We start from the raw sequence: 25,397 nt of genomic DNA, 5'->3' as shown, positions 1-25,397 counted from the left end.
CGAACCAGGTGCGTTTATTGGTCATCTTTCAGATTATTAATCAGTTCTTCATACTTAGGAGAATTTAAGAAGTTATCTACTGAAATATGAATGGCATCTGGTGATTGTTTAATCGCTCTGTCTGTAAGTTTATTTTGTGTAATTACAAGTTGTGCATTGCTAGGTAATTGGTTGATGGCTGTGTTAGTGACTTCAATGTTGTCTAAACCAGCTTTTTTGAATTTATTGCGAAGCATGCTCGCACCCATAGCACTAGAGCCCATACCCGCATCACAAGCAAAGATGACATGGTCGACATTGCTGTAATTGTGGGCATCCACATCTTCTGTGTTGTATTGCTCAGATAAATCTTCTGCTTTATCTGAAGGTGCAGCTGCTTTATCTTTACCGTTTTGATCTTCTTTTAAATTATTAATTAATTCTTCATATTTAGGAGAGTTTAAGAAATTATCTACTGAAATATGAATGGCATCTGGTGTTTGTTTAATGGCTCTGTCTGTTAATTTTTTCTGAGTAATTACAAGTTCAGCATCGCTAGGCAATTGGTTGATGGCTGTGTTTGTAACTTCGATATTGTCTAAACCAGCTTTTTTGAATTTGTTGCGCAGCATACTTGCGCCCATAGCACTAGAACCCATACCAGCGTCACATGCGAAAATAACATGTTTTACGTTGTTATAGTTATGTGCATCTACATCTTCAGTGTTGTATTTATCTAAGAGGGCAGTGTCATTATCTGAAGTACCGGCAGTTGAAGCGGCTGTTGCTGCTTGTTGAGTAGTTGTGCCTTTATCTTCTTTATTACCACTTAATTTTGACGCTACACTTGATTTCTTGCCTTTCGTAGCTTCCATTTTCGCAGTCGCATCTGCTAAATCTTGTTTAGGATCTTTTGTGAATTTCAAAATTAATGCTGAAACTACAAATGATACAAGGGCTGCTAAAATTACACCGATTAACATTGAAATGAATTCGCCTTTAGGTGCATTAATTGCATAAACAATAATGGAACCAGGAGAAGCCGGTGTTTTAAATCCGAAATCTAATAATGAATAAGTTGCTACGCCAGTCATTCCCCCAAGAATAACTGCAACGAATAGGAAAGGTCGCATTAAAACATATGGGAAGTAAATTTCATGGATACCGCCGAAGAATTGGATAATCCCAGCACCATATGAAGTTGCTTTTGCAGTACCTTTACCGAAAATCATATAAGCTAATAACACACCGATACCTGGACCAGGGTTAGACTCGATTGTGTAAAGAATCGATTGTCCGACACTTGATGCTTGATCAGCGCCAAGCGGTGTGAACACACCATGGTTAATCGCATTATTTAAGAACACAATTTTTGCTGGTTCAACAATAATGCTGACTAATGGTAATAAATGTGCATGGACTAAAGCTTCAACACCTACAGATAGGATATGCATAATGAATTGCATAATAGGTGCTAAAATTTTAAAGCCTACAATTGTCATGATGAAACCTAAAATACCAGCAGAGAAGTTATTAAATAACATCTCGAAACCTTGTGGTGTTCTAGGTTGAATAAATGCATCGGTTTTCTTCATGAGCCAACCTACTAATGGACCCATAATCATGGCACCTAAAAGCATTGGTGTATCCGGCAGTGCTACAATTACCCCCATAGTAGCTGTAGCTGCGATAATACCGCCGCGCATGTCATGAATTAAACGACCGCCGCTGTATGCAATCAGTAACGGAATCAAGTACGTAATCATCGGGCCTGCAAGTTCTGCTAAATCTTTATTTGGGAACCAGCCATTATCGATAAATATTGCTGCGATAAAGCCCCATGCGATAAACGCACCGATATTCGGCATAATCATACTGCTTAAAAATGAGCCGAATGCTTGGACTTTGCGCCCAATTCCCTTATTTTCTTGTGAATTTGACATTGTCATCCACCTCTCTTAATTTCAATTGGTATACATTCATCTTAAGACTGACATGGATGTTCAAACAATCTAATCTAAATCGTACTTTGTCATATAGATAGTGACAATTAACAAATAGCCTTATATATATATAGTAGAAAACATGTAACAAATTCCAAACTTTTGAAAATAGTTCATGAAATCACACTGTAAGCGGATTCATACGAAGTTTATAGTTGCAATTATAAAATCAGTCATTGTAAAATACTTATATTACATGTAAAAGGGGGGCAGAAAGTATTACAAACAATTATAGCGCCCGTACAATTAAAGCTGAACAATTGCACTGATTTATACCTTAAAGCAGAAGGTGTAATAGCATTAAAGCTTGAAATTGTCGACGAGGAAGGCAGTGATCGATTATCGGCGGATGCTGTCTCGGACTAGGTCAGTCGTAAGTTTACAGAGTAAAACATTGAGGCAACTCGATGCACAAAGTTTGTAAACAGACCGAAGTTTATATTTTTAAACGGTACTCATAGCAAGGGGATAAGTACGCCTTTTTGTATGTGTTCAAGTGAGAAGGGGCCATACAAGGTAAAACAAGGCGTTGGATTTATGGTGCAGTTTTATTCGATTCGTTAATAAATTTAATATAAAACTGAATAGATTCCCCCGTATAGGGTAACCGTTAATGAAAAGAAAAACGGAGGAATTGAATTATGTGTGGAATCGTAGGATATATCGGATATGATAATGCGAAAGAAGTATTACTAAAAGGATTAGAAAAATTAGAGTACAGAGGTTATGACTCTGCAGGTATCGCACTTGTAAATGATAACGGTACAAAAGTATTTAAAGAAAAAGGCCGTATTGCGGACTTGAGAAAAGTTGCGGACAGCAGTGATGTAGACGGTACAGTAGGTATTGGACATACACGTTGGGCAACACATGGTGTACCTAACCATGAAAATTCACACCCGCATCAATCAGCGTCAAAACGCTTTACTTTAGTACACAACGGTGTCATTGAAAACTATGAAGAATTACGTGATGAATATGTTTCAGACGTTAATTTCTTATCAGAAACTGATACTGAAGTCATTGTACAATTAGTAGAACACTTCTCAAATGAAGGCTTAACAACTGAGGAAGCTTTCACAAAAGTAGTGAAACTATTACATGGTTCATATGCCTTAGCGTTATTAGACGAAGAAGACCACGATACAATTTATGTCGCTAAAAACAAATCACCTTTATTAATCGGTGTCGGTGATGAATTCAATGTAGTTGCTTCAGATGCATTAGCAATGCTGCAAGTTACAAATGAATACAAAGAAATTCATGACCATGAAATTGTGATTGTTAAACGCGACAGTGTTGAAATTAAAGATTTAGAAGGCAATGTACAAGAACGCGATACGTACACTGCTGAAATTGATGCAGCTGATGCTGAAAAAGGTGTTTATGATCACTACATGTTAAAAGAAATTCATGAACAACCTGCAGTAATGCGCCGTATCATTCAAGAATACCAAGATGAAGCGGGCAGCTTGAAAATGGACGATGCGATTGTAGATGAAGTCGCACAAGCAGACCGTATCTACATTATCGCAGCAGGTACAAGCTACCATGCAGGTTTAGTAGGTAAAGAGTTCATTGAAAAATGGGCAGGTGTACCTACTGAAGTACATGTTGCTTCTGAATTTGTATACAATACACCGCTATTATCTGAAAAACCATTATTTATTTACATTTCACAATCAGGTGAAACTGCAGACAGTCGTGCAGTACTTGTAGAAATGAAAAAACGCGGTCACAAAGCATTAACAGTGACAAACGTGCCTGGATCAACATTATCTCGTGAAGCGGATCATACGCTATTATTACATGCGGGTCCTGAGATTGCGGTTGCTTCTACAAAAGCATATACTGCACAAATTGCAGTACTAGCGATCTTGTCTCAAATTGTGGCGAAACGTCACGGTAAAGATGCGACAGTCGACTTACTTCAAGAATTAGCGAAAGTTGCTAATGCGATGGAAGCTATCGTAGACGATGCAGAATTCATGGAACAAATTGCTAAAGATTACTTAGCAACGACACGCAATGCTTTCTTCATCGGTCGTACAATCGACTACAATGTCAGCTTAGAAGGCGCATTGAAATTAAAAGAAATTTCATATATCCAAGCTGAAGGATTTGCAGGCGGCGAGTTGAAACACGGTACAATCGCATTGATTGAAGACAATACACCGGTTATCGCACTTGCTACACAAGAGAACGTCAACCTTTCAATTCGCGGTAATGTGAAAGAGGTTGCGGCACGTGGTGCGCATACTTGCATCATTTCAATGGACGGCTTAAACAAACAAGATGACACATATGTTATCCCGCAAGTGAATGAATTATTAACACCGCTTGTATCAGTTGTACCATTACAATTAATCTCTTATTATGCGGCATTGCATCGTGACTTAGACGTAGACAAACCACGTAACTTAGCGAAATCAGTTACAGTTGAATAATAGAAGATTTATAAGCTGTCATTCTCTTATGAGGATGACAGTTTTTTCTTGGCACAAAAGTAGATGAAGGTTGCGAAAAAAGCCTGGAAATGCCATAATCAAGGCGATAACATGAACTTGGAGGAAAAGTAATGGATAATGTGAAAGCGATATTCTTAGATATGGACGGAACGATTTTACAAGAAAACAATAGAGTATCTGAAACAACTACAGAAACAATCAAACAATTACGTCAAAAAGGCTATAAGGTCTTTATCGCGACTGGACGTTCATTTGATGAAATTAAACATTTAACACCAGATAATTTTGAAATAGACGGCGTTATCTCTTCGAATGGTACAAGAGGCGATGCAGAAGGCAGTACTATTTTTGAGCATAGTTTAACGTTTGAAGCGGTGACACAAATTGTCAGCGAAGCAAAAGCGCAAAACATTTATTATGAAGTGTTCCCATTCAGCGGAAATCGCATGATTTTAAAAGAAGATGAAGATTGGATTCGTGCTACATGCGAAGGAGATACACCTCCGAATAATGTAGGTATCAGCGAGTGGAATTCACGTAAACATGCACTTGCAGGCAATGTGAACTGGGTGAATGCATTACCTGAGACTAAATTCTCTAAAATCTATATGTTCACACCGGACTTAGAAAAAATTACAGCTTTCAGAGAGCATTTAATCGAAGAGCAGCAACAACTTGGAATTACTGTTTCGAATTCATCACGTTTCAACGCTGAAACAATGGCAGAAGGCATTGATAAAGGAACAGGAATTAAAGAAATGATTGAACACTATCACATCGATCAAACTGAAACATTAGTCATCGGAGACAGTGATAACGATCGTTCTATGTTTGCATTCGGACATTACACAGTCGCAATGAAAAACGCACGTCCTGAAATTCAAGCATTGACTAAAGATGTTACATCTTATACAAATGATGAAGATGGGGCAGCACGTTATTTAGAAGATAACTTATTGAAATAAAAAGGCTTTTACGAAATTATATTAGATACAAAAAGAGCGTCTGAAGGAGCTTATGGCTGCCTTCAGACGCTTATTTTCATTGCTTATTTTTTGAATTCATCTGAACGTTGATCAATGTCTTTTTTCTTAGACTCTAAATGATCAAATGTTGTATCAGAATAAGTTTCTTTTTCTGTGTCTGCTTTGTCTTTATTTTGTTCAACTTTATCTTCAACTTGTTCTTTTTTGTCTTTTGCTGCTTGTTTAGCCTTACGTTCTTTGTGAGATGGTTTTGTTCTTGGTGCAAGGTGGCCGGCAGCTGAATTGAAGAATGCGATAATTGCGTGTGTATTTAAGTAATAAACTGCCACACGGACTAACATCGCAATTACCATTACAATAATGATTAGAACATTAGCGATATTTTGAGACATCGATTTCGTTCCAAGGTTAACGAGTTGAACAATCGGTGTGCTCAAAAGAATAACGATAAAGTCTAATAATACAAGACCTAGTAATAATTTGAACCATGAATGCTGTCCATTCTTCATTGATTTAAATGCTTGTTTTACATCTTTGAATGCACCAGCTTGACGATCTTTAAAGTAAGCGGCAGTGTATGCGACAATGATGTAAGTAATTGCCCAAATGAAGAATGATAAAATTAAGCCTAATATTGTTAAAGCAATTAATTGAACTGCGATGTATGCACCGATATGTTCCATGAAGTAGTTTTGGCCGCCTCTTACTGCGCTGCCGAAAACTGCACTGAATAATTGCGTTAACACGTAGCGGATCAGACTTAAAATAATGATAAACAGCAGTGTGAATAAAGCTAATTTAACTGCTTTTAAGTAACTGCCTTTCTTAAATGCAGAAAGGGCATCTGTAAAACTTACTTTCTCTTTATTGATACCTTTATATATAATATTGATAGCACCAGCAGCTAAATGGTAGCCGGCGAATATAAAGAAAGCAAGCGGCAAGATAACAGCAAAGAGTATCGCAATAATAATTTGCGGTGAAAACTGTTGCGTCATCATAGCCATCATTACGAGTTGCGCTGCCTGAGATAATGGTAGTAAACTGAGTCCAACCAGTAAAATAAAGACAATGAATGTTAGAATACTAAAAACAGCTATTTTAACATTTTGCGGTTTTGCGTTTTGTATTGCTTGTTTATGAAATTTAAACAATGGCTTAGCACTCCTTTGATATGATATAAACACAATATCAAAAAATAGCGGAGTTTCAAATTAAAAAATAAAGATTACAGACAAAATGTAACATTTTGTTTAATAATAAACTTATATGAGGGTGATGACTTTGAAATTTGCAGTAATAACAGATGTGCATGGCAACATGGATGCACTTCAAACAATACTACGAGATATTGATAGAAGAGGGGATATCGACCATATTTATAATCTAGGTGATATCATCGGCATCGGCCATAATACCAATGAAGTATTAGGTATGGTGACATCTAGAGATGATATCACGTCTATTGCAGGCAATCATGATGAAGCAATTATGTCTGTGATAAACAAGACACCATATCCAGAAGATTTAAAAGATAAATTCTTAGAACACCATCATTGGATCGCAGAACACTTAAACCCGCAGTACTATGATTATTTAAATGAATTACCGAGAGAATTTAAATTAGATGTCTTCGGACAATCTGTATTAGGTATTCATTATGAAATAGAAAACGCAAAATTAGACCAGCCGATTGACCAAATTCCATTCAGTCCGATTGTCGAGCCTACAGCATCGCATATGGCAAAATTGTTTAAAGATAAAGAAGCGGATTTGATTTTATTCGGTCATAACCATACGCTGCATCATTTTGTTCAAGAAGATACAGCATACTTTAATCCAGGTTCGGTAGGCCTTAACAGAGCACCTTATACAGTCTATGGGATTGTGACGATTACTCCTGAACAGTTTAATATCGAACAAGTCCGTGTGGTATATGATAACGAACGTTTCATTGATGGCTTTGAAACTAAACAAGTACCAGGCAGACAGTTGATTTTTGATAAGTTCATTCAATAAAGCAAATTAAACCGGCGACTCAGGATTTGTCTGAGCCGCCGGTTTAATTTGTATATTTATTTTAAGAGGTTGCGGTGATGTGTTCGCATAATGTTGTTCGGCTGTGCGGATTTTCATGAGATTCTAATTGAATGGTCATATGATGAATATTTAATGCATTCAGTTCTTTTTCTATTCGCTGCAGCAAAGCTTCGCATTCTTTTATCGATAATGTATCGCTGACGACCGCATGGCAGCTGAAAGCATTTAAATCATTAGAAATCGTCCAGACATGACAATCATGTACATTTTGAATAGCTTCCTCTGATTTAACAGTTTCTACGACTTGATCAATATCGATATCTTTAGGTGTGCCTTCCATCAAGATATTAAGCGAATCTTTGATTAAGCCGTAACTGCTTTTAAGCAATAATAATGAAACGAGCAAACTTGCGATAGGGTCGGCAATAGTAAAGTTGAAAGCCCAAATCAATATTGCTGCTACAATTGCACCAACAGAACCTAATAAGTCGCCGAGGACGTGCAAGAAAGCACCGCGCATATTGATGTTATGTTTTGTATCTCCGCCGCTTAACATCAGCCAAGCCACAACTATGTTGACGATTAAGCCTGTTACGCTGATGAAGAACATTTCAGCAGATAAGACTTCTTGAGGAGAAGCAAAACGTCTGAAAGCTTCAATCATAATACCAACACTGATTACCAGTAAGAGCACACCGTTGAATAAAGCGGCTAAAATTTCAAAACGTTTATAACCGAAAGTCATATTCATCGTAGCGTGGCGTTCAGCATATTTAAATGCAAATAAGGCAAAGCCTAATGAGAACGCATCACTCAGCATATGCACACCATCTGAAAGCAAAGCTAAACTATTTGCTATGAAACCTCCGATTAATTCAACGACCATAAATGCGGCTATGATGATAAATGATAGTGTTAAGACACGTTTGTTGTTAGTATGCACATGGTTGTGGTGATGGTGATGTGCATGTTCATGAGAATGGCTCATAAGCAATCTTCCTTTCTAATCAACAGGATGTTCTGCATGGTGTATAGCTTGTGCTAAAAGCGTTACGACATGTTGATCATCGAGCATATAAATTTTGGATTGGCCTTGACGCTGGTCTTTTACAAGTTCAGCATGACGCAGGATTTTCAATTGATGCGATACATTCGATTGAGAAAGTCCCAAGGTATGGCTGATATGTCCGACGCTGCAAGGGCCTTGTTTTAATAGATGCATAATTCGGATGCGGTTAGGTTCGCTTAACGCTTTGAAAATATCAGTGACTTGCGCTAGTGTCCGACTGCTTAATTCATGATTTGACAAGCTTACCACTCCTTAAATTAATATATGAACATTTATTCATATATTAATTTACAACGTTGTGCTTATGAAGTCAATAGAGCAATTTGTGCAGCTGTTTCAATAAAGCGATAGAGGGAAAAGTTTAAGCATGATAATAAATTAACAGGAGTGATGGACTTGAGTATTTTAGTATTAGGCTCAAACGGCGGTGTCGGCAAGTTTATCGTTTCAAAATTAAAAGATGCTGATCAAAATTTCACTGCAGCTTATCGTAAAGATGACCAAGTTGAAGAAGCAGAAAAAGAAGGCTTAGATGCAAAAAACGTGGATGTGGAAACAGACAGTATTGACGCATTGGCTGATAAATTCAAAGGTTACGAACAACTTGTCTTTTCAGTCGGTTCAGGCGGCAGTACTGGTGCAGATAAAACGATTATTGTCGATTTAGATGGCGCTGTCAAAGCGATTGAAGCCAGCAAGAAAGCAGGCGTAAAACATTTCGTGATGGTTTCTACTTTTGATTCAAGAAGAGAAGCTTTCGATGATTATGAAGCACTAAAACCTTATACCATCGCAAAACACTATGCGGATAATCATCTGCGCGACTCTGGTTTAAACTATACGATTGTACATCCGGGTGCGTTACTAGATGATGATGGTACAGGAAAAGTTGAAATTGAAAAATTATTTGACGAAGGCGGTTCTGTTCCTAGAGAAGATGTTGCGGCAACCATCGTTGAAGTACTAACGAATAAGCAGTTCCAAGGCGGAGAATTCCAAGTCATTGATGGAAATGAATCGATTCAAGCAGCATTAGAAAACTTCTATAAGTAATCTATAAATTGTATGTCATCAGATTAAAGGAAGGTCAGTAGTATCTGGCCTTCTTTTTTACTAAAAGCGAGTCAGAAAGCGTTTGTATTTGTTATAATTGAATGGATAATAAAGTGGAGGTCAAAGTTCGGATGAAAATTTCAAAGACAAAGATATATGAAAAAATTGCCGACATCTTGTTAGAAAAAATTAAAACAGGCGAGTATGCGGTCGGAGACAAATTGCCTTCCATTCAAGCGCTTGCTAAGGATTATGGTGTAAGTGTCGCTTCAGTACGTGAAGCTTTTAATGCTTTAAGAACAATAGGAGTTATTGAAATCAAACAAGGTTACGGCACATTTGTGACCAAGCAAGAACCTGTCTTTTTTGATTTAGACGATACTTCGCTGACAAGAAAACAAATTGAAGATTTATTAGAACTGCGAGAAATCGTGGAGCTTGCTACGGTGAAAAAAGCAGCTGAATTAAGATCAGAGGAAGATTTGAAAGCATTAGACGCTGCATTAGGATTAATGCAAAAAGCAGTAGCTGACGGAACATCAGGGGAAGCGGCTGACTTGCAGTTTCATCTTGCTGTAGCAAAAGCAGCACAAAATGACATGTTGTTTGATTTACTGAATAATATTTCAGACGTTATTCAAGAAACAATGAAAGAGACACGTAAAGTGTATTTGTTTGATAAAGAAAAAGCGCTGCTTCGTTTATATGAAGAACATAGAAAAATTTATCTTGCAGTTCAAGATAAAGATGCTGTACAAGCGCAGCAGCAAATGCATGAACATCTCGAAGAAGTACGTGATACGATCTTGCAGAACATCAAAAACAAATAAGATAAAATTATATGGAACAAGTCTCTATATTGAGGCTTGTTTTATTTTATTTTGTTTAAAGCAGAATAAAAGTGAAAAAAGTTTGAACAAAATGTTAAACATCTGATGACTAGATGATTAAAGAGCGCTATAATGTACGAGTAATCTTTTCTATTCTTAAATTAAGCAGCAGACGTTGTGGGGATGCCTGTTGGGGTTTTAATGGTTTAAGTAATAGGAATCATTAAATTTAATCGGGCTCACGCGTTCACAAGTTTTGCGAACGGGGAAAGGGTGTAAAAAATGAAAGTCAGTTTATTCTCAACTTGTTTAGTTGAAGCTTTCCATACACGTATCGGTGTGGCTACTGTGGAATTGCTGGAAAGATTAGGCTGCGAAGTAGATTATCCTGCTTCACAAATCTGCTGCGGGCAACCTGCATTCAACTCTGGTTATTTCGAAGATGCAAGACAATCAGCTAAACAAATGATTAAAGCATTTAAAGATTCAGAATATGTTGTTGCGCCATCAGGTTCTTGTATTACAATGTTCAAACATTATCCAAGTTTATTCGAAAATGATCCTGTGATGCATAAAGAAGCGGTTGCGCTTGCAGATAAATCATACGAACTTACACAATTTATTGTCAATGTCTTAGGTATTACAGATGTCGGAGCATCACTTAAAGGCAAAGCAACACTTCATCCGTCATGTCATATTACTAGAATTTTAGGAGTAGTTGATGAACCTAAACAATTATTAAGCAATGTTAAAGGTCTAGAATTGGTTGAATTGCCTAAGTATTATAATTGCTGCGGTTTCGGCGGTACATTTGCGGTTAAAATGTCGGATGTATCTAGTGAAATGGTAGATGAAAAAGCACATTGTGTAGATGAAACAGGTGCAGATTATTTAGTCGGTGCGGATGCCAGCTGCTTAATGAATATCGAAGGCCGTTTGAAACGTATTAAAAGCAAAGTGAAAGTACTTCATATTGCTGAAGTATTGAATCATCAGCTTGAAGGGGCGGTGCATTAAGATGGGTATGCGTATCGGAGATAAATCCTTTAAAGATGCTTTTAAAATTGAAAAGCAGAATAAATTTATGCGCGGTGCTGTAAGTTCAGCACAAGATGGTTTGCGTGTAAAAAAACTAAAAGCACAAGAAGAACTCGGAAATTGGGAAGAATGGCGCCAATTATCAGCTGAAATCCGTCAACATACATTAGAAAACTTGGATTATTATTTAAATCAGCTTTCTGAAAATGTAGCGAAATTAGGCGGCCATGTCTACTTTGCAGAAACAAAAGAAGAAGCTTCTGCCTATATTGCAGATGTTGTGAAAAAGAAAAATGCGAAAAAAGTCATCAAATCTAAATCAATGGTAACTGAAGAAATCGAAATGAACCATGCACTACAAGATATCGGTGCTGAAGTTGTAGAAAGCGACTTAGGCGAATTCTTACTTCAAATCGACCACGAAGATCCGCCTTCACATATCGTAGCACCAGCGTTGCATAAAAACCGCGGTCAAATCCAACGTGTATTAAATGCTAAAGAAGGCTACCAAGGCAGCGATGATCCGACAGAAATGGCGAGATTTGTACGTAAAATCATGCGTGAAAAATTCTTGGCAGCTGAAGTAGGGGTAACAGGATGCAACTTTGCTGTAGCAGACAGCGGCAGCTTCTGCCTTGTTACTAATGAAGGGAACGCACGTATGACAACTACTGTACCTAAAACACAAATTACAGTGATGGGTATGGAACGTATTGTACCTTCATTCAAAGAAATGGAAGTATTAGTCGGTATGCTTTCACGAAGTGCAGTAGGACAAAAATTACCAAGTTATGTGACTACACTTACAGGTCCAAGAGGAGAAGGCGAAATTGATGGTCCGGAAGAATTCCATTTAGTTATTGTTGATAACGGTCGTTCTTCTATTTTAGGTACACAATTCCAAGAAATCTTGCAATGTATTCGTTGCGGTGCTTGTATGAACGTTTGTCCGGTTTACAGACATTCAGGCGGCCACAGCTACGGTTCTATTTATCCAGGACCAGTCGGTGCAGTCTTATCACCATTGCTTGGCGGCTATGAAGAATATGGACAATTACCATATGCATCATCATTATGTGCAGCATGTTCAGAAGCATGTCCGGTTAAAATTCCGCTTCACGAACTCTTACTTAAACACCGCCAAGTCGAAGCAGAAGAACTTAAAAAATCTGCTTTAGGCGAACGCTTAGTCATGAAAGGGTTCGGTATCGGTACGACTAAACCGCATCTCTTCCAGTACAGTATTAAAATGGCAGGACCTGCACTTAAACCGTATGCTAATAAAGACGGCTGGGTAGAAAAAGGTCCGAAACCATTACATGCCTGGACACAATCCAGAGATTTCCCAACACCTGAAAAAGAACGTTTCAGCCACTGGATGAAAGCACACTTGAAAGAGAAAGAAGGGGAAAACAAATGACTGGACTAATTTCTAACAGAGAAAAGTTCTTAGCAAACATTCAAAATGCTTTAGAACGCAAAACACCAGCAAACGTAGTTAAACCTGAATGGTCAGTACAACCGCAATATAAAACTTTGGCTGACTTAACACCCGATGAACTCGTGGATCATTTAGAACATGAATGCGAACGCATCCATACTGTATTCAAAAAAACAACAAAAGCTAACTTAAATGAGATTTTAAGAGCCACTATCAAACAATTCGGCGGCAACCCTGTTGTCAGATTTGATGATCCGCGTTTTACTGAATATCAAGTGGACTTAAGCGAATTCGATACAACTGTTTGGGATGAAGCACAACCTGAACAAAGCAAACGTGCAGCACAATCTGCACAAGTCGGTATCACATTCAGTGATTACTGTCTAAGCGAGAGCGGTACAATTGTTTTATTCTCAGGTAAAGGACGCGGACGTGCAGTCAGCTTGATGCCTGAAACATATATCGCTATTATTCCAAAATCAACAATCGTGCCAAGATTTACACAAGCAGCAGATGGCTTATATGATAAAAACCAAGAAGATGTACGCTTCCCATCTTGTGTCAACTTCATTACAGGTCCATCTAACTCTGCAGATATCGAAATGAACTTAGTAGTAGGGGTACACGGTCCGGTAAAAGCAGCTTATATCGTTGTAGATGATATTTAATTTTGATTCAAAGCATAAAGAACCGAACGAAAACACATGATGTTTTTCGTCCGGTTCTTTTTCGCATTTAAAAGACCTAGGCTTTTCCAGGGCCTAGGTCTTATGCAAATTTTTATGAAATGGAGCCGCATCAGCAACTCTTTCGACATTAATCATATTTATTACCTTATGTAGCTAATGTTAAGCTATTATTAACATACTTCTATTATAAGGGGTGAAGCCTAACCAATACAAGTAATATTTGAAATAATTTGTAAAATAATTTAGGTGACATTTGTATTAAAGATAAGTATGAGAATAATAGAAGAAATACATGGAATATGACATCCTTTGCTTTTTAACTTTTGTAAATATTTTAAGTATACTACCACCTTGAAGAAAATATTGTTATAATATCTTAGATAACGCTATCATGATGAATTCCATAAGAATGGTCGAATAAACAACCGATACATAATCAAGCATAGAATGAAATAATAATGGAGGTGCACGGATTTATGCCATTGTTTTTAGACCCGATTTTTAAAGAAAGAATCTGGGGCAGTAATCACTTAACACAATATGGTTATCAATTGCCTCATGCAAATGTGGGTGAAATATGGGCTGTTTCTGCACATCAAAATGGTGACAGTGTCATTACTGACGGGCCATTTGAAGGTCGAACATTAAGTGAGGTTTGGCGTGAACATAAAGAATTATTTGGAGATTTCCCGAGTTCTGAATTCCCATTAATGGTTAAAATGATTGATGCACAAGAAGCATTATCTGTACAAGTTCATCCTGATACAGCTTATGCTTATGAACATGAAGATGGAGATTTCGGCAAGAAAGAATGCTGGTATATTATCGAAGCAGAAGAAGGTGCTGAGATTATTTACGGCTTGAATACAGATTCTAAAGAAGATTTTATCCGTGCTTTAGATAACGAAGAACATCATAACCTATTCAAACATATTCCTGTCAGTGCAGGCGACTTCTTCTTTGTGCCGAATGGTATTGTACATGCGATAGGCAAAGGGATTGTGGTGTATGAAGTCACACAATCTTCTGATGTTACGTATCGTATCTATGATTATAATCGCAGAGATGAAGCAGGCCATTCACGCGAGATGCATATCGAAAAAGCTAAAGATGTTGTAGAAGTACGTACTGTCAGCCCGAATGTGATTCCGGAAACTGAGATTATCGATAACCATAAACGAACATCATATATTAATAATGATGCCTTTACGGTTGTAAAATGGGAAATTACAGGTACGCTGAGTTATATGAAACCGAGAGAATTCTGCTTAGTGACCGTGCTTTACGGTGAAGGAGAATTGATTACGGATGGCGATGTATTTTCAATTCAACCCGGCAGCAGCTTTATTTTAACGTCTGAAGACTTGGATAATATTTTTAAAGGCGACTTAACTGTGATGATTACGTATGTATAAAGAAACAGAGGTGTAAATCGCATGCGAAAATTTTTATATATTACATTGATATGCGGTATTTTATCAGGTGCAGGCGTATTTATGAACTTTCCGCAGTATCCTAATCTATTGATCCCTGCCGGCTTTTCGATTTTAGGTATTTTATGTGTATGTGTAACGATACCAGATAAACAAACCAGCAACATGTTGAAATTCGGGGGCTTTTTAATTAATTTTATGCCGCTGATGGCAATCATATTCATGCCGAAATAATAAGTCTGACTTGTATCAAAGCGATGCATTTGATATAAATGTTTAGAACAAGATTTGCAATATAGGGTTGAAGCGGACAGCTGCGATAAGGGTATATTGCACTTAAATCAATTTATAAATGAAGAAGGAGCAGTATCATAATGACTGAAGAAACAAACTATTTCTGGTTGAACTGCGGTTTTAATCGATGGAATCATAATGAACCCTTAGTCGGACAAACGACTTTGTTTGAATCAGGGGCACAATTCAATCCTACGCAAGGTTTTCGTGCGTTTAAAAAAGCGAAAGCCGGGGATAAGGTCATCTTTTATCAAGTACAAACGGATGCAGGATTGCTCGGCAGCGGTGAAATCATTAGTGTACAAACAGGTGCGCAACATAAGATCCGTGTACAATTCAGATTAACTGAAGCATTGAAGCCGTTGACTGCAGATTATTTAAAACGCAGCGAACAATTAGAGTTTCGTATTAACAATATGAAAGAAACATTGTTCAATCAAATTACAAAAGAAGAATTTGATTTAATCGAACAATTAGGCAAAGGCACAACGAAAGTCCCAAGATATTTCTTCTTGGCAGAAACGCTGGACTTTGAACCTGAAGAAACATATACCATCTTTACACATACTTATAACGGTATTAAGCGTAATGGTTATCACTATTATACGCAGCTTGAAATCGGAGACAAAATTGTCTTTTACAACCGCAACGCGGATCATTCAGTCATCGGTTTAGGCGAAGTGACGCAGTATATTCGCGAATTGCCTCCGATTCCTGGTCGTACAAACAGTACTGCCATCGAAGTTCGTTATGATGAAGACATCAATCCGGTGAATTTAACAACATTAAATAAACATCCGAGACTTAAAAACTTATATTACTTGCAAGAAAATGCAAAACAAGCCATTGCAAGTATGTCGCAGGCACAATTTGATGCGATTATTGAAATGAGTAAGAATGACGGCATGAAACCGCAATTTGAAGCCATCCGCAAAGATAATGTGGTGAATCATCTGGATGAAGAAATCAAACCATTTATTCTGCTTGTGATTCAAGATAAAGATCGTGCAGAAGGTTTGAAAGCCGCTGAAAATCTGCTTCAAAAGACCAATGCGAAACCAGTGATTACAACAGGGCATCCTGATTTCACTGAAGATATGCTTTACGGCAAGTATTTACCGAACGAAGCGGGCGCATTGTATTACAGAGAAGGTTTTATTACGGAATTAATGCCGAGAACTGATCGCAGTTATTTAGTCATTGATAACTTTAACCGTATCGATCCGGATATTTTCCAAGCATTTATAAATGTATTGGAAGGCTATGAAGTGACACTACCGCGTTATAATAGAGACGGCTCAATGGTCAAATGGTCTAAAAATAAAGATTCTTTCTATCATTTCAATCCTAACTGGCATATTATCGGTGTCACTTATGATGACTTAGAAACCATTAAACAAAAATACTCAGAACAGTTCTTAAAATATGCGCGTATCGTAAAAGTCAATCACGATTAAGCGTGAACATTTAATCATTTCAGACCTTAGGTAAATTATGTGAACCTAAGGTCTTTTTTATGGAATTAAACAGATTAACCTCATTATTAAGCATGTATCCTTTAAATCTTCAGCACAACGGGTAAACTATAATTACAAGCAAATAGAGAAAAATAATAAGAAAGGAGCGTTGATGACATGCCGATAATTTATTATGACGGCAATTGTGTTTATTGCTACAACTATGCGATATGGCTGATTCGACACGGCTTATCGAAAAGTTATGAATTTGCGACATTAAAAGGACCTTCCGGAGAAGCATTGCAACGTCAGCATCCAGGGGTCTTAGAATTAAATACTGTCGTGCTGCAAGAAGGCGATCGGCTTTACTTTAAATCGACAGCAATTGCGAAATTATTAATGTCGCTCACAGAAGAAAAATGGCTCGGTCTGGCACTGACATTGGTTCCAAAACCGTTGCGTAATCTAGGTTATAACTTATTTGCAAATAACAGAGATAAAATGTGGCATGCAACGTGGCAGAAGCCTAGCGACTATGAGCGTTCATTCTTTATAGATTTGCCTGACAAGATTAAAAAAGAATACGGCTGAAATTAAAATTCGGTTCTGTATTAAAACGATAAAAAGTTTAATTGAGAATGGAAATGCATATTTAGGTATTTTCATTCTCTTTTTTAGTGACAGCATAAGCAATTCAGTACTCATTACTTATATGCATAACAGGTACAGAAAAGGGTAAAACTAAATATGACAGTAAAATGACAGCTCAGAGTTCTAAATTAGAATTATTTTAAATTAAGGTCTAAACGGCTTTACAGATTATAATGATTATAATATAATAGTTATTACAAAGAGAGAACGATAACTAAAGGAGCGATTATTTTTATGGCAAACAAACAAGATGTAGTAGATGTACTCAATGAACAAGTAGCAAACTGGACAGTGTTATACACTAAAATCCACAACTTCCATTGGTTTGTGAAAGGTCCTCATTTCTTCTCTTTACACGTTAAATTTGAAGAATTATATAATGAAGCAAGCGAACACATTGATGAATTAGCTGAACGTATTCTAGCAATCGGCGGCAGCCCAGTTGCGACAATGAAAAAAAGCTTAGATGCAGCGATTGTTGACGAAGCTGAAACTGAAAAAACTGCTGAAGATATGGTAGCTTCAATTTCAAAAGACTTCACAAATATCTCTGAACAACTTGAAAAATCAATCAGTGTTGCAGGAGATGCAGAAGATGATGTATCACAAGATATGTTAATCGCATTACAAACTTCAGTTGATAAACACAACTGGATGTTCCAATCATTCTTAGGCAAATAATAGAAGATTGTCTTTGAAAGAAATGATTAATAAAAAACCAAGTTATGGCTGAAAAAATTGTCATAACTTGGTTTTTATTTTGCGGTTTAACACAAAGTGTTTTCCCTTATAATAGAAAATGAATAGATATAAGAGGTGAACAAGTTGTGAGAAAAATTATAATCAGTCTTGTTTCAGTGAGTATACTCTTAACAGCATGTGCCAACAATGATACCAACAAGACTGCAGAAAAATCGAAAAGCGTCAATCAGCAAAGCACACCAAAAGCAAAACACGATATTCAAAAGAAAGAGGGTATAACGACAGTAGACGGCATAATACTAGCCAATAAAAAAGCAGGGTTACCGCAATCTTATCACCCAGGTGAAAACAAAACTGCAAGGCAGCAGCTTGATCGAATGATGAAAGATGCGAATAAACAAGGTTTGGATGTTGTGTTCAGAAGCGGATTTCGTTCCTATCAAGAACAAGAAGGACTTTATAATAATTATGTGAAGCGTGATGGCAAAACAGCTGCAGATCAATATAGTGCAAGACCAGGACATTCAGAACATCAAACAGGTTTAGCATTTGATGTAGGAACTTCAACAGGAGGTACAGACTTTTTAGACGCATTCGGCAAAACACCAGAAGGCAAATGGTTAGCAAAGCATGCGCATGAATACGGCTTTATCTTGCGTTATCCAAAAGGAAAAGAACAGATGACAGGTTATCAATACGAACCTTGGCATTTCAGATATGTAGGTAAGAAAACTGCTAAGGCTATCTATGATAAACAGTTGACTTTAGAGGAATATTTAGACTATGGGTATGACAAACAAAGCACCAAGTAATTAAAGGCAAAATAAAAAGGCGAAGCTGAACGGCTCCGCCTTTTATTGGATTATGCGATTTCTAATGCGACTTCCATCATTTGTGTGAATGAATTTTGACGTTCTTCTGGTGTTGTTGCTTCGTCGCGTAAAATATGGTCGCTGACAGTGAAGATACCTAATGCTTTTTTACCTGCGTAAGTAGCATTTAAGTAAAGTCCCGCAGATTCCATTTCAATTCCTAAGATACCCATTCTTTGCCATTGTTGGTTGAAAGTAGTATCTGCATTATAGAATGTATCTGAAGATAAGATGTTGCCTACATGTGTTGTAGCTCCAAGCTTATCTGCCGCATTTTTAGCTTGTACCATTAAATCAAAGTCAGCTAATGGTGCAAAGTGGCCTGGGATGTTGTATTGATCTACATAGTTAGAGTTTGTTGAAGCACCTTGTGCGATAATGATGTCGTATAAATTAACATCTTCTTGCAATGCACCGCAAGAACCGATACGGATGATTGTGTCTACATCAAATGTGTTGTAAAGTTCGTATGAATAAATACCGATACTTGGAATACCCATACCTGAACCCATTACTGAAACTTCTTTGCCTTTATATGTTCCAGTGTAACCGAACATATTACGGACTTCGTTGAATTGTACGACATCTTCTAAGTAATTGTCAGCAATGTATTTAGCGCGAAGCGGATCTCCTGGCATTAATACTGTCTTTGCGATTTTAGCACCGTTAGGTTGAATATGAGGTGTACCTTGAGTCATAAATTATCTGCTCCTTTAATATTTAGATATTTAAGTTAAATGTAACACGAAAAAGCCTGAATATGCGAGGATAACCTTGTTTTGTACATCTTATTTAGTGTTAAAAGATGCATGATTTTCCAAAAAGAGTGAAATTGAAATAGTGAGCAAGCAACAAATATTTTAGTCAGTTAAAATATTTTGGTAAAATGGCATATGAATCAATAATATTATATTTGAGCTTAAACAACATAATTGGAGGATGAATATATAATGGATTACGCAAAATACATTGACCACACTTTATTAAAACCTGATACGACAGTTGATCAAATTGACAAGTTGATTGATGAGGCTAAAGAATACAAATTCAAATCAGTTTGTATTAACCCGACATACGTTAAACATGCGGCAGAAGCATTGAAGGATTCAGATGTCTTAGTTTGTACAGTTATCGGTTTTCCATTAGGCGCAAATACTTCAGAAGTAAAAGCATTTGAAGTTGAAGACGCAGTGAAAAACGGCGCAGATGAATTGGATATGGTGATTAATATCGGCGCATTAAAAGACGGCCGCTATGATGAAGTACAAAAAGATATTGAAGCTGTTGTCAAAGCAGCGGACGGTCATACTGTTAAAGTCATTATTGAAACAGTATTGTTAACTGAAAAAGAAAAACGTAAAGCGTCAGAATTAAGCAAAGCAGCAGGTGCTGATTTTGTTAAAACTTCAACTGGTTTTGCGGGCGGCGGCGCAACTGTCGAAGATGTGAAATTAATGAAAGAAGTTGTCGGAGATGATTTAGAAGTGAAAGCATCCGGCGGTGTAAGAAACCTAGAAGACTTTAAAGCTATGTTAGATGCAGGGGCTACACGTGTAGGTGCGAGTGCAGGTGTTCAAATCATTCAAGGATTAGAGTCGGATTCTGATTATTAAAACTTAATAAATTTTGATAAAGATGCTGTTCTTAATTGTAGAAAAGATTAAGAACAGCATTTTTTCATAGTTAAATTCGGTTAAAGTATGACAATAATAAACAATATTACGCTACTTTGTTGTGTAAATTTTGAAGTAATGATACTGTTAAAATAAGCGACAAAACAACAAAGGAGATACACCATGCACTTTACAAATTTAACTGAAGAAGAGTTTGGAAATTTTACAAAAAATCATTTTTCACACTATACACAATCAGCACGGCATTACCACAACCGTAATAAGCTCCACAAAGATGTGCATTTAGTAGGTGTAAAAGATGATAATAATCAAGTGATCGCAGCTTGTTTGTTAACTGAAGCCCGCAGTATGAAGTTTTTTAAATACTTTTATACACACCGCGGACCAGTGATGGATTTCAATGATTTGAAATTAGTAGAATACTTCTTTGCGTCTTTGACATTGTATTTGAAAAAGCAGAATGCATTATATGTATTAGTTGACCCTTATGTATTAGCTAGTGTCAGAGAAGCAGATGGAGAAATCATTGAAAGTTATAATAATCATGCATTGATGGATACTTTGAAAAAGCTCGGTTATGTTCATCAGGGCTATTCAATAGGCTACTCGTCAATGAGCCAAATCAGATGGTTGTCAGTTTTGGATTTGAAAGGAAAATCAGAAACACAGCTTCTGAATGAAATGGACTATCAAACAAGACGCAACATTAAAAAAACCTATGAAATGGGTGTACAGGTCAGAACTTTATCGATTGATGAAACACCTTTATTCTTTGAATTGTTTAAAATGGCTGAAGAAAAACATGGTTTCACTTTCAGAGGATTAGATTACTTTAAACAAATGCAGAAAACTTACGGCAATCGCGGTTTCTTAAAATTAGCATATATTGATTTACATAATTATTTGAAAGAACTGCAAGACAAGCGGATGGAACTGCAGGGACAACTAGATGAAATCAATGAGAAATTAAAAGAAAATCCGAATTCTAAGAAATCTAAAGGTAAAGCCAATCAGCTGCAGCAGCAATTTGACAGTAATGAGCGAAAAATCAATGAAACGCAAGCTATGGCAGAAAAAGACGGTAATATTTTAAATCTCGCAGCGGCGCTGTACCTTTACAACGAACATGAAGTGTATTATTTATCCAGCGGTTCAAACCCTGAATACAATGCCTTTATGGGTGCGTACCGTTTACAATGGGATATGATTAAATTTGCGAAGAAAAAAGGCATCGATCGTTATAATTTCTATGGTGTAACAGGGGACTTCTCTAAAGAAGCTGAAGATTATGGTGTACAAAAATTCAAAGAAGGCTTCAATGCACATGTAGAAGAATATGTCGGAGACTTTATTAAACCAATCAGACCGTTGGTTTATAAATTATCGCTGCTGATTGATAAATTGAAACAAAAAGAAAACTAATTACAGTTCATAATGACTCAACATAAGAAAACAGCACTGATAATGAGCGGTACTGCGCTATCAGTGCTGTTTTCTTATAGTTTAACGTCTTTTGAGAAATACAATCTGCAGATTATTCGCTGAAGATTTTGTCCCATTGGTCGCGTTTTTCTAACATTTCTTTTGCGATTTTTTGTGCATCTTCTAAAGAGTGGCTTGCAGCCCAGCCGCATTGTACTTCGTTATCAGCTGGAACTTCAGTTGCTGCAACAGCATCTTTTAATGTTGCTTCGATGATGTTTAATACATCTTCGTAATCATCATGGTTGATGAATGAAACGTAGAAACCAGTTTGGCAGCCCATTGGACTTAAGTCTACAACTTTGTCTGTGTGGTTTCTGATATTTTCAGCCATTAAATGCTCTAATGAGTGCATTCCAGGCATTTTCATGTGTTCTTTGTTCGGTTGTTTGAAACGAATATCGTATTTCTTAATAACATCTCCGCTTTGACCTTCTTTTGTACCTGCTAAGCGTACGAATGGTGCAACAACTTTTGTATGATCTAAATTGAAACTTTCAACGTTCATTTTAGGCATAACTTGTAACCTCCTTGAATTATTCATTCCCTATTGTAACAAGGGGAAAGGGCTTTTACAATTTGTAGGTTTCCACTTTTTGCGAAAATATTATCGGTTTACTCGGAATGAATTTGTTGAAAATTGAGAAAAAGGATGACAAAGCACTTAAAAACCTTTAAAATGTTTAGTAATCGAATTTACTGATAAAGATATAAAAGAGGTTTGGAACGTGGTGAAAAAGCGTTCCAAATTGTGTTATTTCAACCTCTGTGTAACTTATAGCTTTGAAAATAAAGGGAGCCATGGAAATGTCATTTGAAACACAAATTGAAAAATTTATTAAAGATAAACAGTCAGAATTTATTGGTATTAGTCACAAAATTCACGAAAGACCAGAACTTGGAAACCAAGAAGTATTTGCTTCTGGGGTTTTGATGCAAGAATTAACAGAATATGGATTTGAGATTGAACAAGATATTGCTGGTCACCCAACAGGATTTATTGCAGAATACAACAGTCATAAACCTGGCCCAACCATCGGTTTCCTTGCAGAATATGATGCGCTTCCGGGCTTAGGACATGCATGCGGCCATAATATCATCGGTACAACGAGCGTGCTTGCAGGTATCGCATTGAAACAAGTAATCGATGAAGTCGGCGGCAAAGTTGTGGTATTAGGCTGTCCTGCTGAAGAAGGCGGAGAAAACGGCAGTGCCAAAGCCAGCTATGTAAAAGCTGGTGTGATTGATCAGTTGGATGTAGCTTTAATGCTGCACCCGGGCAATGAAACATATAAAACAATCCATACACTTGCTGTGGATGTATTAGATATTAAATTTTACGGTAAAAGTGCACATGCTTCTGAAAATGCAAATGAAGCAATCAATGCTTTAGATGCAATGATCAGCTACTTTAATGGTGTGGCGCAATTACGTCAGCAAATCAAGAAATCAGAACGTGTTCACGGTGTGATTTTAGATGGCGGACAAGCAGCCAATATTATTCCTGATTTCACACATGCACGATTCTATACGCGAGCAACAACACGTAAAGATTTAGATGTATTAACACATCGTGTCGGACAGATTGCACAAGGTGCAGCTATCCAAACAGGCTGTGATTATGAATTCAAACCGATTCAAAACGGCGTAAACGAATTCATTTTGACACCTAAATTAGATGAGTTGTTTGCTTATTATGCCAGAAAAGAAGGCGAAGAAGTCAGCGAAGATGATTTCGGATACGGTTCAACAGATACAGGCAACGTCAGCCATGTTGTTCCTACATTGCATGCACATATTAAAATCGGACCGAGCAACTTAGTCGGCCATACGTATAAATTCAAAGAGGCTGCCGCAAGCGATCATGGGGACAGTGCTTTAATCAAAGGTGCTCAAATTATTGCACTGATGGGACTGGACTTGATTCAAAACAACGAATTGCTGAGAGAAATAAAAGAGCAGCATGTCAGAAAAGTAAAACAAGCTTCTTTAAAAGAGTTCAGAAAGCACTCTGAACAGCCGAAAGTCACATTAAGTGATTTATATGATGATTCGATTGTGTATACTTCAAGACCTTCATATGTCTCTAACCCTTGGTTAGAACCAGATGAACATCAATCGAACTTCTTAACTGGACGAGAATTGCTGATTGCGAATAAAATGCCGGTCATTGTGCATGAAGCAAGTGTTACAGATAAACTGCAGCAGCTATTCAATGAAGTCGGCAAAGAAGTACCAAGCAATGTTTATAAATTCCATAATCAAGCAAGCTATGAACACTTGCTGAAATCTTTACCTAAAGAAGAAGGCAAGAAAATCTACTTCCAATATGTGCATAGTGAAGAACTTGTACCAAAAGAGGATTATGCATTAGATAAAGATACTTTTGTTGCGTTGAATAATAAAGCACGTATTCCAGAGTGGACCAATGGCAAGTATTTGCCGAAACGTGAAGTTGTAGCAATAGAAGATTTTGAAGAAGCGGTTAAACAATGGCCGTTGCCGATTGTGTTGAAACCAGGCGATGACTTGCCTACAGCAGGCGGTTACGGTGTTATGATTTGTTATAATCAAGAGGATTTAAATAAAGCTATCGATCGTATTCATAAAGCAACAGAGGAAACAGATACAATTATTATCGAGCAGAAAATCGAAGCTATTGCGAACTACTGTGTGCAATTTGCTTATTCAGATCAGCTTGGATTGAAATATCTTGGTACGACAGAACAGTTGACGAATGAGTATGGATTCTATAACGGCAACCAAAGCGTGCCTGTAGAAGAAGTACCGCAAGCTGTAATTGAAGCAGGCCGTGAAATTATGGAAATCGGTATCAGTCACGGTTTCTATGGTGTCGCAGGTTTTGATTTGCTTTATGATAAATACGGCGATGTTTATGCAATTGATTTGAACTTCCGTCAAAATGGATCTACTAGCATGCTGCTGTTAGATGATGAATTGACAGGAGATTATCATAAATTCTACAGCTACTTCTCAAAAGGTGATAATACGAAATTCTACCGTACTATTATGAAATATGTTCGCCAAGGTAAAATTTATCCATTATCATACTATGATGGTGATTGGTACGGCAAAGATAAAGTCAATTCACGTTTTGCTTGTATTTGGCACGGCAGTTCAAGAGAAGAAATCGAATTAAACGAAAAAGCATTCTTAAAAGAAATTGAATCTTAATCAATAAACAGCGAGTCGTCTAAAAGAGAGGCTCGCTGTTTTTGATTTGTCTTAAGCACATTAGATTGACTGATAAAGTTA

At 37.1% G+C, this 25,397-nt stretch carries 23 protein-coding genes and 1 pseudogene; 18 read left to right on the top strand and 6 right to left on the bottom strand.

Annotated elements, in window-relative coordinates; translation table 11 throughout:
• Positions 1–14: 14 nt before the first annotated feature.
• The gene (locus C7N65_RS10200; protein WP_105994375.1) at positions 15–1,922 is read right to left on the bottom strand and encodes a PTS mannitol-specific transporter subunit IIBC; all 1,908 of its coding nucleotides are present in this window, start codon (positions 1,920–1,922) and stop codon (positions 15–17) included.
• Positions 1,923–2,623: 701 nt separating this feature from the next.
• On the opposite strand from C7N65_RS10200, the gene glmS reads away from it, so the two are divergent.
• The gene (gene glmS / locus C7N65_RS10195) at positions 2,624–4,429 is read left to right on the top strand and encodes a glutamine--fructose-6-phosphate transaminase (isomerizing) (RefSeq protein WP_105994374.1); all 1,806 of its coding nucleotides are present in this window, start codon (positions 2,624–2,626) and stop codon (positions 4,427–4,429) included.
• Between the two features lie 131 nt (positions 4,430–4,560).
• Entirely contained in the window at positions 4,561–5,415 is an 855-nt protein-coding gene (locus C7N65_RS10190) for an HAD family hydrolase (protein WP_105994373.1), read from the top strand.
• Positions 5,416–5,498: 83 nt separating this feature from the next.
• On the opposite strand, the gene C7N65_RS10185 is transcribed toward C7N65_RS10190, so the two are convergent.
• Positions 5,499–6,590 carry a hypothetical protein gene (locus C7N65_RS10185; protein ID WP_105994372.1) on the bottom strand — a complete coding sequence of 364 codons (1,092 nt, stop codon included), beginning with the start codon at positions 6,588–6,590 and terminating at the stop codon, positions 5,499–5,501.
• Positions 6,591–6,720: 130 nt separating this feature from the next.
• On the opposite strand from C7N65_RS10185, the gene C7N65_RS10180 reads away from it, so the two are divergent.
• The gene (locus C7N65_RS10180) at positions 6,721–7,455 is read left to right on the top strand and encodes a metallophosphoesterase family protein (protein WP_105994386.1); all 735 of its coding nucleotides are present in this window, start codon (positions 6,721–6,723) and stop codon (positions 7,453–7,455) included.
• A gap of 61 nt (positions 7,456–7,516) precedes the next feature.
• Here C7N65_RS10180 and C7N65_RS10175 read toward each other — a convergent pair whose 3' ends face one another.
• Both C7N65_RS10175 and C7N65_RS10170 read right to left on the bottom strand, forming a co-directional pair.
• Positions 7,517–8,464: a cation diffusion facilitator family transporter gene (locus tag C7N65_RS10175; protein WP_105994371.1), complete on the bottom strand. Its 948-nt coding sequence runs from the start codon at positions 8,462–8,464 to the stop codon at positions 7,517–7,519.
• A gap of 15 nt (positions 8,465–8,479) precedes the next feature.
• The gene (locus C7N65_RS10170) at positions 8,480–8,785 is read right to left on the bottom strand and encodes an ArsR/SmtB family transcription factor (protein ID WP_105994370.1); all 306 of its coding nucleotides are present in this window, start codon (positions 8,783–8,785) and stop codon (positions 8,480–8,482) included.
• Positions 8,786–8,941: 156 nt separating this feature from the next.
• On the opposite strand from C7N65_RS10170, the gene C7N65_RS10165 reads away from it, so the two are divergent.
• From C7N65_RS10165 to C7N65_RS10115, 11 genes are all read left to right on the top strand, one after another.
• A complete protein-coding gene (locus C7N65_RS10165; protein ID WP_105994369.1) occupies positions 8,942–9,598 on the top strand; it encodes an SDR family oxidoreductase in 657 nt (218 codons plus the stop codon).
• 131 nt (positions 9,599–9,729) lie between these two features.
• Positions 9,730–10,428, top strand: a complete 699-nt coding sequence (locus tag C7N65_RS10160; protein WP_105994368.1) for a FadR/GntR family transcriptional regulator — start codon at positions 9,730–9,732, stop codon at positions 10,426–10,428.
• A 282-nt stretch (positions 10,429–10,710) separates the two neighbouring features.
• Positions 10,711–11,445 carry a (Fe-S)-binding protein gene (locus C7N65_RS10155; protein ID WP_105994367.1) on the top strand — a complete coding sequence of 245 codons (735 nt, stop codon included), beginning with the start codon at positions 10,711–10,713 and terminating at the stop codon, positions 11,443–11,445.
• A gap of 1 nt (position 11,446) precedes the next feature.
• Positions 11,447–12,886, top strand: a complete 1,440-nt coding sequence (locus C7N65_RS10150) for a LutB/LldF family L-lactate oxidation iron-sulfur protein (RefSeq protein WP_105994366.1) — start codon at positions 11,447–11,449, stop codon at positions 12,884–12,886.
• Complete coding sequence (locus C7N65_RS10145) at positions 12,883–13,575, top strand: LutC/YkgG family protein (RefSeq protein WP_105994365.1); 693 nt, start codon at positions 12,883–12,885, stop codon at positions 13,573–13,575. Before C7N65_RS10150 ends, C7N65_RS10145 begins: the two co-directional genes overlap by 4 nt.
• 497 nt (positions 13,576–14,072) lie before the next feature.
• Positions 14,073–15,011, top strand: coding sequence for a type I phosphomannose isomerase catalytic subunit (locus C7N65_RS10140; protein ID WP_105994364.1), 939 nt, complete (start codon positions 14,073–14,075; stop codon positions 15,009–15,011).
• Positions 15,012–15,032: 21 nt separating this feature from the next.
• The gene (locus C7N65_RS10135) at positions 15,033–15,263 is read left to right on the top strand and encodes a hypothetical protein (protein WP_105994363.1); all 231 of its coding nucleotides are present in this window, start codon (positions 15,033–15,035) and stop codon (positions 15,261–15,263) included.
• Positions 15,264–15,403: 140 nt separating this feature from the next.
• Positions 15,404–16,780: an EVE domain-containing protein gene (locus C7N65_RS10130; RefSeq protein WP_105994362.1), complete on the top strand. Its 1,377-nt coding sequence runs from the start codon at positions 15,404–15,406 to the stop codon at positions 16,778–16,780.
• Between the two features lie 177 nt (positions 16,781–16,957).
• Positions 16,958–17,371 carry a thiol-disulfide oxidoreductase DCC family protein gene (locus tag C7N65_RS10125; RefSeq protein WP_105994361.1) on the top strand — a complete coding sequence of 138 codons (414 nt, stop codon included), beginning with the start codon at positions 16,958–16,960 and terminating at the stop codon, positions 17,369–17,371.
• Between the two features lie 294 nt (positions 17,372–17,665).
• The gene (locus C7N65_RS10120) at positions 17,666–18,112 is read left to right on the top strand and encodes a Dps family protein (protein WP_105994360.1); all 447 of its coding nucleotides are present in this window, start codon (positions 17,666–17,668) and stop codon (positions 18,110–18,112) included.
• 146 nt (positions 18,113–18,258) lie between these two features.
• Complete coding sequence (locus tag C7N65_RS10115) at positions 18,259–18,945, top strand: D-alanyl-D-alanine carboxypeptidase family protein (RefSeq protein ID WP_105994359.1); 687 nt, start codon at positions 18,259–18,261, stop codon at positions 18,943–18,945.
• Positions 18,946–18,995: 50 nt separating this feature from the next.
• On the opposite strand, the gene deoD is transcribed toward C7N65_RS10115, so the two are convergent.
• Positions 18,996–19,703 carry a purine-nucleoside phosphorylase gene (gene deoD / locus C7N65_RS10110; protein ID WP_105994358.1) on the bottom strand — a complete coding sequence of 236 codons (708 nt, stop codon included), beginning with the start codon at positions 19,701–19,703 and terminating at the stop codon, positions 18,996–18,998.
• A 252-nt stretch (positions 19,704–19,955) separates the two neighbouring features.
• On the opposite strand from deoD, the gene deoC reads away from it, so the two are divergent.
• Together deoC and C7N65_RS10100 are read left to right on the top strand one after the other, a co-directional pair.
• A complete protein-coding gene (gene deoC, locus C7N65_RS10105) occupies positions 19,956–20,618 on the top strand; it encodes a deoxyribose-phosphate aldolase (RefSeq protein WP_105994357.1) in 663 nt (220 codons plus the stop codon).
• A 183-nt stretch (positions 20,619–20,801) separates the two neighbouring features.
• Positions 20,802–22,061, top strand: a complete 1,260-nt coding sequence (locus C7N65_RS10100) for an aminoacyltransferase (protein ID WP_105994356.1) — start codon at positions 20,802–20,804, stop codon at positions 22,059–22,061.
• 112 nt (positions 22,062–22,173) lie between these two features.
• Here the strand turns inward: C7N65_RS10100 and C7N65_RS10095 are convergent, their stop codons facing one another.
• Positions 22,174–22,638: an S-ribosylhomocysteine lyase gene (locus C7N65_RS10095; RefSeq protein ID WP_105994355.1), complete on the bottom strand. Its 465-nt coding sequence runs from the start codon at positions 22,636–22,638 to the stop codon at positions 22,174–22,176.
• Positions 22,639–22,928: 290 nt separating this feature from the next.
• On the opposite strand from C7N65_RS10095, the pseudogene C7N65_RS12750 reads away from it, so the two are divergent.
• Both C7N65_RS12750 and ldmS read left to right on the top strand, forming a co-directional pair.
• Positions 22,929–24,086, top strand: a pseudogene (locus C7N65_RS12750) (M20 family metallopeptidase); the annotation flags it as partial.
• Entirely contained in the window at positions 24,072–25,316 is a 1,245-nt protein-coding gene (gene ldmS, locus C7N65_RS12745) for an L-aspartate--L-methionine ligase LdmS (protein ID WP_415918797.1), read from the top strand. The pseudogene C7N65_RS12750 and the gene ldmS, both read left to right, overlap by 15 nt.
• Positions 25,317–25,397: the final 81 nt, after the last annotated feature.

The sequence above is a fragment of the Staphylococcus simulans genome, assembly GCF_002994445.1.
Lineage (GTDB): Bacteria > Bacillota > Bacilli > Staphylococcales > Staphylococcaceae > Staphylococcus > Staphylococcus simulans_B.
The sequence above is the reverse complement of the archived record's forward strand: the minus strand, read 5'-3'. Positions and strand labels throughout refer to the sequence as shown.